The 8696-nt window shown below is 70.9% G+C and carries 9 protein-coding genes and 1 pseudogene; 4 read left to right on the top strand and 6 right to left on the bottom strand.

The genetic code is table 11. The features are described from left to right. Positions 1 to 114: 114 nt before the first annotated feature. From rocD to ACWGJB_RS47830, 3 genes are all read right to left on the bottom strand, one after another. Positions 115 to 1335: an ornithine--oxo-acid transaminase gene (gene rocD / locus ACWGJB_RS47840; protein WP_453386316.1), complete on the bottom strand. Its 1221-nt coding sequence runs from the start codon at positions 1333 to 1335 to the stop codon at positions 115 to 117. Positions 1336 to 1354: 19 nt separating this feature from the next. Then, positions 1355 to 2164: a dimethylargininase gene (ddaH, locus tag ACWGJB_RS47835; RefSeq protein ID WP_453386315.1), complete on the bottom strand. Its 810-nt coding sequence runs from the start codon at positions 2162 to 2164 to the stop codon at positions 1355 to 1357. A 166-nt stretch (positions 2165 to 2330) separates the two neighbouring features. Then, entirely contained in the window at positions 2331 to 2816 is a 486-nt protein-coding gene (locus ACWGJB_RS47830) for an Lrp/AsnC family transcriptional regulator (protein ID WP_450763565.1), read from the bottom strand. Positions 2817 to 2937: 121 nt separating this feature from the next. Between ACWGJB_RS47830 and ACWGJB_RS47825 the strand changes: the two genes are divergently transcribed. From ACWGJB_RS47825 to ACWGJB_RS47810, 4 genes are read left to right on the top strand one after another with little or no spacing between them, the layout of a single operon-like run. Beyond that, on the top strand, positions 2938 to 3687 hold the full coding sequence (locus ACWGJB_RS47825; protein ID WP_453386314.1) for a LytR/AlgR family response regulator transcription factor: 750 nt from the start codon (positions 2938 to 2940) through the stop codon (positions 3685 to 3687). A 2-nt stretch (positions 3688 to 3689) separates the two neighbouring features. Beyond that, positions 3690 to 4061, top strand: coding sequence for a hypothetical protein (locus ACWGJB_RS47820; protein WP_453386313.1), 372 nt, complete (start codon positions 3690 to 3692; stop codon positions 4059 to 4061). A 9-nt stretch (positions 4062 to 4070) separates the two neighbouring features. Next, the gene (locus ACWGJB_RS47815) at positions 4071 to 5783 is read left to right on the top strand and encodes a sodium/solute symporter (protein WP_453386312.1); all 1713 of its coding nucleotides are present in this window, start codon (positions 4071 to 4073) and stop codon (positions 5781 to 5783) included. Then, on the top strand, positions 5780 to 6961 hold the full coding sequence (locus ACWGJB_RS47810) for a sensor histidine kinase (RefSeq protein WP_453386311.1): 1182 nt from the start codon (positions 5780 to 5782) through the stop codon (positions 6959 to 6961). Before ACWGJB_RS47815 ends, ACWGJB_RS47810 begins: the two co-directional genes overlap by 4 nt. 107 nt (positions 6962 to 7068) lie before the next feature. Here the strand turns inward: ACWGJB_RS47810 and ACWGJB_RS47805 are convergent, their stop codons facing one another. The 3 genes and pseudogenes from ACWGJB_RS47805 to ACWGJB_RS47795 form a co-directional block, all read right to left on the bottom strand. Beyond that, complete coding sequence (locus tag ACWGJB_RS47805) at positions 7069 to 7239, bottom strand: hypothetical protein (RefSeq protein ID WP_453386310.1); 171 nt, start codon at positions 7237 to 7239, stop codon at positions 7069 to 7071. A 13-nt stretch (positions 7240 to 7252) separates the two neighbouring features. Beyond that, positions 7253 to 7417, bottom strand: a pseudogene (locus ACWGJB_RS47800) (septum formation family protein); the annotation flags it as partial. Between the two features lie 52 nt (positions 7418 to 7469). Beyond that, the gene (locus ACWGJB_RS47795; protein ID WP_453386309.1) at positions 7470 to 8420 is read right to left on the bottom strand and encodes a cytochrome c oxidase assembly protein; all 951 of its coding nucleotides are present in this window, start codon (positions 8418 to 8420) and stop codon (positions 7470 to 7472) included. Between the last annotated feature and the right edge of the window lie 276 nt (positions 8421 to 8696).

Below are 8696 nucleotides of genomic sequence, written 5' to 3'. Positions count from 1 at the left end.
GCGGTTCAAATCGACCCCCCCCATACCCCAGATAACATGGACTTTCCCCAGCTCTTCGGAATGGGTTGCCCGGGGGGGGGGGGCCGCCCCCCGGGGGCGCGGCCGCATCCTCGCTCAGGCCGCCAGCACCTTCTCCAACGCCCCCAGCGCCGACCGCAGTTCCTCCGCCGTGACGGTCAGCGGCGGGGCCAGCCGGATCGTCGAGCCGTGCGTGTCCTTGACGAGGACGCCCTCGCGCATCAGGCGTTCGCTGATCTCGCGCCCGGTGCCGATCGCCGGGTCCACGTCGACGCCCGCCCACAGCCCGCGCGAGCGGAAGCCGACCACGCCCCTGCCCACCAGCTCCGCCAGACCGTCCCGCAGGACCACGCCCGACTCGGCCGCCCGGCGCTGGAACTCGCCGCTCTCCAGCAGCTCGACCACGGCCGTGCCGACCGCGGCGGCGAGCGGATTGCCGCCGAACGTCGAGCCGTGCTCGCCCGGCCGCAGCACACTCATCACCTCGCGCCGGGCCACCACCGCCGACACCGGCACGATCCCGCCGCCCAGCGCCTTGCCGAGCAGCAGCACGTCCGGGACGACGTCCTCGTGGTCGACGGCGAGGGTACGGCCGGTGCGGCCGAGGCCGGACTGGATCTCGTCGGCCACGAAGAGGCAGCCGGCCCGCCGGGTCAGTTCGCGGACCCCGGTCAGATAGCCGTCGTCGGGGATCATGACCCCGGCCTCGCCCTGGATCGGCTCGATCAGCACGGCCGCCGTCGTCTCGTCGACCGCCGCCTCCAGGGCCGCCAGGTCGTTGTACGGCACGATCCGGAAGCCCGGTGTGAACGGTCCGAAGCCCGCGCGGGCGGTCTCGTCCGTGGAGAAGCTGACGATCGTGGTCGTACGGCCGTGGAAGTTGTCCGCCGCGACGACGATCGTGGCCCGGTCGGCCGGGACGCCCTTCACGTCGTAGGCCCACTTGCGGGCCACCTTGATGCCGCTCTCCACCGCCTCGGCGCCGGTGTTCATCGGCAGCACCATGTCCAGGCCGGTCAGCGCGGCCAGCCGTTCGGCGAACTCGGCGAGCCGGTCGTTGTGGAAGGCCCGGGAGGTGAGGGTCAGCCGGTCCAGCTGGCGGTGTGCGGCCTCGATCAGGGCCGGGTGGCGGTGGCCGAAGTTGAGGGCCGAGTAGCCGGCCAGCATGTCGAGATAGCGGCGGCCCTCGACGTCCTCCACCCAGGCGCCCTCGGCACCGGCGACGACCACGGGCAATGGATGGTAGTTGTGCGCGAGGACCGGCTCCTCGGCCTCGATCAGCTCGGCGGAGGTACGGGTGTGCGCGGGTGCGGTCATCGATGACTCTCCTCGGACCTCAGCGGATTTCCTGGGTGCAGCACTTGATGCCGCCGCCGGCCTTGTGGAACTCCGACAGGTCGACGGGGACCGGTTCGTAGCCCTGGTCGGCGAGCCGGGCGGCGAGCGCCTCGGCCTGCGGCGCGATGAAGACCCGGCGGCCGTCGGAGACGGAGTTCAGCCCCCATGCCATGGCGTCGTCGCGGGTGGCGAGCACCGCCTCCGGGTAGAGCCGGCGCAGCACCTCGCGGCTGCCGCTGGAGAAGGCCTCCGGGTAGTACACGATGTTCTCGTCGTCGAGGACGAACAGCGCGGTGTCCAGGTGGTAGAAGTACGGGTCCACCAGGGTCAGGCTGATCACCGGATGGCCGAAGAACTCCTGTGCCTCCCGGTGCGCCTCCCGGGTGGTGCGGAAGCCGGTGCCGGCGAGCAGGTACCGGCCCGTCCAGACCAGGTCGCCCTCGCCCTCGACCACCGAGCCAGGGCGGTACACGTCGTAGCCGGCGGTCTTGAACCAGAGGTCGTAGTGGGAGGACTCGGGGCGTCGCTCCGGCGCGTGGAACAGGGAGCCGAAGACACGGCCGCCGACGACGACCGCCGAGTTCGCGGCGAAGACCATGTCGGGCAGGCCGGGGACCGGCTCCAGGTGGTCGACGCTGTGGCCGTGGGCACGGTAGGCGCTGATGAGCGCGGTCCACTGCTCACGGGCCAGGTCGACGTCGACCCTGGTGTCGGGGTTCATCCAGGGATTGATCGCGTACTGCACGGCGAAGTGTCTGGGTTCGCAGACGAGGAAGCGCCGGACACGCGGCACACGGCTTTCGGGCACAGAGGTGTTCCTCCGCTTTCCTGCGGTGTCGACGAGGGGTGACACCAAGGTAGAAAGCGTCGGATACGGGCGACAAGCAATGGATGTTGCGTGTCTGCGCAGGATTGCTGCGTCTCCGATCACACAAACGCAGCATCGGTGCGTTTGCTTCCTGCCTGCCTCCGCTCTACTGCGGTGCCGCGTGTGTCGCACCGGCCTCCGGGCTCTCCGGGAGCAGATGCGACAGCACCATCACACTGATCGTCTTCCGGATGAAGGGTTCCACCCGGATCCGCTCCAGCACCTCCTCGAAGTGGTCCACGTCCCGGGCGCGGACATGCAGCAGGGCGTCCGCGCCGCCGGTCACCGTCATGGCCGCGGTGATCTCCGGATGGTTGCGGACCACCTCCGCGAGCCGCCTGGGCGGGGCCGCGCCCTCGCAGTACACCTCGACGTACGCCTCGGTACGCCAGCCGAGGGCCGACGGCTTCACTGTGGCCGTGAACCCGGTGATCACTCCGGTCTCGCGCAGTCGGTCGACCCGCCGCTTCACGGCCGTCGCGGAGAGCCCGACGGCCGCGCCGATCTCGGCGAAACTGGTCCGCGCGTTCGCCATCAGCGCGGTGGTGATCTTCCGGTCGAGATCGTCGAAGGGGGCGGTGCCGCTGTTCATGTCCGCACTGTATCCACGGGGAAAGACACTTCAGGCCGCGCCACTTCACACGGTTCGTCCGGCGCGGACGTCCACGTCCGGTACATGTCCAGCGCCCCGGTCCGCCGCCTACACTCCGTTCATGCTGCGCGCCCTCGCCGTCGACGACGAACGCCCCTCGCTGGAAGAGCTCCGCTACCTGCTGAACGCCGATCCGCGCATCGGCAGCGTCGAGGGCGCCGGGGACGCCACCGAGGCGCTGCGCCGCATCACCCGCGCCCTGGAGTCCGGACCCCACGGCCCCGAGGCCGTCGACGTCGTCTTCCTGGACGTCCAGATGCCCGGCCTGGACGGACTGGAGATGGCCCGGCTGCTCACCGGCTTCGCCCGGCCCCCGCTGGTCGTGTTCGTCACCGCCCACGAGGACTTCGCCGTAAGGGCCTTCGATCTCAAGGCGGTCGACTACGTCCTCAAGCCGGTACGGAAGGAGCGCCTGGCGGAGGCGGTACGACGGGTCGCCGAACTGCGCGGCACCGCACCGCACATACCCGTGCACGAACCCGACCCGGACCACCTGCCGGTCGAACTCGGCGGTGTCACACGGTTCGTGGCCGTCGAGGACATCACCCATGTCGAGGCCCAGGGCGACTACGCCCGCCTGCACACCGAGCGCGGCAGCCACCTGGTGCGCATCCCGCTCTCCACCCTGGAGGACCGCTGGCGCTCCCGCGGCTTCGTCCGCATCCACCGCCGCCACCTGGTCGCCCTGCGCCACATCGGCGAACTCCGCCTGGACGCGGGCACGGTGAGCGTCCTGGTCGGCGGCGAGGAACTCCAGGTCAGCCGGCGCCACGCGCGCGAGCTGCGGGACCTGCTGATGAGGAGGGTCTGACGGTGCCCACCGACCCCGCCGAACGCCGGGTCACGGTCACCGGGCCGCCGCGCCGCAGCCGCCGTAGCTCCGGCTACTACCGGCCGCGTACCGAGATCGACGAGCAGACCACCCTCGGCCACACCTACGTCCGCTCCCTCATGCGCTCCCAACTCCGCGTCGCCGTCGTCGTGTTCGCCGTGCTCGTGCTGCTCGTCGGCCCGCTCCCGCTGGTCTTCGCGGCCGCCCCGCAGGCCCGCCGCCTGGAGTGGCTGGTGCTCGGCTTCTGCCTGTACGCCCCGCTGATCCTGCTGGCCCGCTGGTACGTGCGCCGCGCCGAACGCAACGAGGAGGACTTCGTCCGCCTCGTCGAGGACCATGAACTCCCTTCGTGACGAGGCCCGATGAACTCCGGTTACGCCGTCCCGGCCGTCGCCCTCGTCGTCGTCACGACCGTTCTCGTCGGCGCCTTCGGCCTGCGGATATCCCGTACCACGTCCGACTTCTACGTCGCCTCGCGCACCGTGGGCCCACGCCTCAACGCGGCCGCGATCAGCGGCGAGTACCTCTCCGCCGCCTCCTTCCTGGGCATCGCCGGACTGGTCCTGGTGCAGGGCCCGGACATGCTCTGGTACCCGGTCGGCTACACCGCCGGCTATCTGGTCCTCCTCCTGTTCGTCGCCGCCCCGCTGCGCCGATCCGGCGCCTACACCCTCCCCGACTTCGCCGAGGCGCGGCTCGCCTCGCAGCCGGTACGACGGCTGGCCGGGGCGTTCGTCGTCGGCGTCGGCTGGCTCTACCTGCTGCCCCAACTCCAGGGAGCCGGGCTGACGTTGGCGGTTCTCACCGGCGCCCCGGACGCGCTGGGCGGGCTGATCGTGGCGGTGGTCGTGGTGGCCACCGTCGCCGCCGGCGGCATGCGCAGCATCACCTTCGTACAGGCCTTCCAGTACTGGCTGAAACTCACCGCCCTGCTGGTCCCCGCCCTCTTCCTGATCCTCGCCTGGCAGGGCGCCGGCGCCCCCACCCACGCCTTCGACGAACCGGCCGCCTTCCGCGACCAGCGCACCGTCGCCGTCCAGGACACCCTCGACCTCAGGCTGGACCGCCCCCTCACGGTCACCGTCACCGGCACCGTCGACGGCCGCCCGCACCAGGACACCAGGGTCACCCTCCCCGAGGGGACCCACCGCATCGCCGCCGGCACCCGTCTGACCTTCGCCAAGGGCACCCGGGTGCCCGCCACCGACCGGGGCACCAACGGCGGTATGTCCACCTCGCTCGCCGAGAGCCGCGAGGAGCGCCCGCTGTACGCCACGTACGGGCTGATCCTCGCCACCTTCCTCGGCACCATGGGCCTGCCGCACGTCGTCGTCCGCTTCTACACCAGCCCGCACGGCGTCGCCGCCCGCCGCACCACGGTCGCCGTCCTCGCCCTGATCGGCCTCTTCTACCTGCTGCCGCCCGTCTACGGCGCCCTCGGCCGGCTCTACACCCCCGAACTCACCCTCACCGGCAACGCGGACGCGGCCGTCCTGCTGCTGCCCGACCGGGTCATCGGCGGCCTCGGCGGCGATCTCCTCGGCGCCCTGGTGGCGGGCGGCGCCTTCGCCGCGTTCCTGTCCACCGCCTCCGGACTCACCATGGCGGTCGCCGGCGTCCTCACCCAGGACGTCCTCCCGTCACGCGGGGTACGGCACTTCAGACTCGGGACCGTACTGGCCATGGCCGTACCGCTCGCCGCCAGCGTGGTCGTCGGCGGGCTGCCGGCCGCGGACGCCGTGGGGCTCGCCTTCGCGGTGTCCGCCTCCTCCTTCTGCCCGCTGCTGGTCCTCGGCATCTGGTGGCGGCGGCTGACCCCGCCCGGCGCGGCCGCCGGGATGCTGGTCGGGGGCGGCTCGGCGTTCTGCGCGGTGGCCGCGACGATGGCCGACTTCCCGGGCACCGGGAACCTGCACGCCCTGCTCGCCTGGCCCGCCCTCTGGTCGGTGCCGCTGGGCTTCCTCACCATGATCCTGGTGTCCCTGGCGACGCCGGGCCGGGTTCCGCCGGGGACGGCCGCGATCCTGGCCCGCTTCCACCTCCCCGAGGAACTGCGTGCGGAGGTGAAGGCGTGACCGGATTCCTGGCCGGCCTCCTGGTGGCCGTACTCCCACTGCTGGCCGCCGGCTTCTGGCTGGGCCGCCGCACCGCACGCCCCGAGAGTCTCGACGGTCTCGGCACCGCCGTCGAACACGCCACCTTCGAGACCCTGCACACCGCCTCCCTCGCCGCACCCCCGCTGCGCGCGGGCCTGACCGAGGAGACCGCCCGCCGGTCGGCCCGCCGGCTGCGCGCCCTGCTCGGCACCGACGCACTCTGCCTCACCGACCACGAGAACCTGCTGGTCTGGGACGGCGTCGGCGACCACCACCGCACCGAGATCATGGAACGCCTCGCCGGACCGCTGGAGTCCGGCCGCGGCGAGGCCTTCCGCCTGCACTGCGAGCATCCCGACTGTCCGGTCCGCTGGGCGGTGGTCGCGCCCCTCACCGTCGACGACCGCGTCCACGGCGCCCTGGTCGCCTGCGCCCCGCGAGAGTCCGCCGTCCTGGTCCGGGCGGCCGGCGAGGTCGCCCGCTGGGTGAGCGTCCAGCTGGAACTGGCCGACCTGGACCGCTCCCGCACCCGGCTCATCGAGGCCGAGATCCGTGCCCTGCGCGCCCAGATCTCCCCGCACTTCATCTTCAACTCGCTCGCGGTGATCGCCTCCTTCGTGCGCACCGACCCCGAGCGGGCCCGTGAACTCCTCCTGGAGTTCGCCGACTTCACCCGCTACTCGTTCCGCAGGCACGGTGACTTCACCACCCTCGCGGACGAACTCCACGCCATCGACCACTACCTGGCGCTCGTCCGGGCCCGCTTCGGCGACCGCCTCACGGTCACCCTCCAGATAGCCCCGGAGGTACTGCCGGTCACCCTGCCCTTCCTCTGCCTCCAGCCCCTGGTCGAGAACGCCGTCAAACACGGCCTGGAGGGCAAGACCGGCACCTGTCACATCCAGATCACCGCGCAGGACGAGGGCGCCGAGGCCCTGGTCGTCATCGAGGACGACGGCACCGGCATGGACCCCGGCCTGCTGCGCCGCATCCTCGCCGGCGAGACCAGCCCGTCCGGCGGCATCGGCCTGTCCAACGTCGACGACCGGCTCCGCCAGGTCTACGGCGACGACCACGGCCTCGTCATCGAGACCGCCCCCGGCGCGGGCATGAAGATCACCGCCCGGCTGCCCAAGTACCAGCCCGGGGTGCACTAGCGCTCCGCGGTGTGCCGTCGTCGTCTGCGGCGCCATGGCGGCTGGTCGCGTCCACGCGGCGGTAGCCGCACGTTCAATACAGCCCCGCGCCCCTTCGGGGCGCTGCGTCAGTTGTTCTGGGTGGCCACCATCGCGAGGGTCAGCAGCCCCAGCACCACCCACCCGAACCAGAGCCAGCCGTTGCTGCCGAGCGCCACCGTGTAGGCCGTCACCACCACGAGTCCGCCTACCGTGAGGACCCCCATCGCCTTGGTGGAACCGTTCGTAGAACCGGGCATCGTGGCACCCTCCTCATGGTCCGACTCCCTCCATGGTGCCCCCGTTCTGCCTCCGTACGGTGCACACGACGAAATGAGCCCCGGTCTTCCACGTCCCCTCACCGGTCCAGGAGGCCGCCCGGTACCGAAAAGGATCGAATCCGTACTGCCGGGGCGGCACGTCCCGGGCACAGGCGGCGCACGGGCGGATCTGGTGCGTCACCACCGACGGCCACTGAGAGGGAAGCCCTTCAGCCCCTGCGTGCGTTCAGTGAGGCCAGATAGGCGTTGTACGCCTCGAGCTCCTTGTCGCCGTCCCGGTCCGCGGCCCGGTCGGTGCGCCGGGCCTGCCGCTGTTCGGAGCCGTACCACTGGAACAGCAGGGCGATCAGCACCAGCACGGAGGGGACTTCACTGAACGCCCAGGCGATACCGCCGGCCGCGGTCTGGTCGGAGAGCGCGTCGATGCCGAGCGAGGCGGGCGGGTTCTTGAACGTCTCGACCATCGGCTCCGACGCCATCATCAACGCGATACCGAAGAACGCGTGGAACGGCATGCCCGCGAACAGCTCCAGCATCCGCATCAGGTACCCCGGCCGGTGCGGTCCCGGATCGACACCGATGATCGGCCAGAAGAAGACGACACCGACGGCCAGGAAGTGCACCATCATCGCGATGTGCCCGGCCTTCGACCCCATCAGGAAGTCGAACAGCGGGGTGAAGTAGAGCGCGTAGAGGCTCGCGATGAACAGCGGGATCGTGAAGGCGGGATGGGTGATGATCCGCATGTACCGGCTGTGCAGCAGCGCCAGCAACAGCTCGCGGGGTCCCTTCCGGCCCTTCCCGGCGACGGGCAGCGCACGCAGCGCGAGCGTGACCGGGGCGCCCAGCAGGATGAAGATGGGCGACAGCATGCTGATGACCATGTGCTGCACCATGTGCACGCTGAACATGACCATCCCGTAGTCGTTCAGCCGGGTGCACATCACCAGCATGATGGTCAGGACCCCGGCGACGAACGACACCGTACGTCCGACGGACCACGCGTCCCCGCGCCGCCGCAGCCGCACCACACCCCACCCGTACAGCGCGAGCCCCGCGACACAGGCCACGAGAAAGAAGGGATCCGCCGACCACTCCAGCCCCCGCCCCAGCGTGAACGGCGGCAAGTCCATGGTCATGCCGTGCCCGCTGTGATCCATCCGGCGGCTCCTGATTCGTGGGGGGTTGTACGTTTACTGCCGACCCCAGAGTAGAACCGCCCCCGACCGCACTTGCGACCGGGGGCGAGTGTTCCTGCCCAAAGGGGCGCGGGGAACTGCGCGAGCAACCACACACGACCCGCACCCGGCAACGAGTCAGAACCTCCTACGGCGGTGACCCCTTAGAGGTCCTAACAGAAGTCGTTGATCATGTGACTTTCGGCTTGGATGGTCGTTGGTCTGGTCGTGGGGAAACATCAGTCGCGTCCATGGATC

Source organism: Streptomyces sp. NPDC054813 (genome assembly GCF_053611365.1).
The sequence above is the reverse complement of the archived record's forward strand: the minus strand, read 5'-3'. Positions and strand labels throughout refer to the sequence as shown.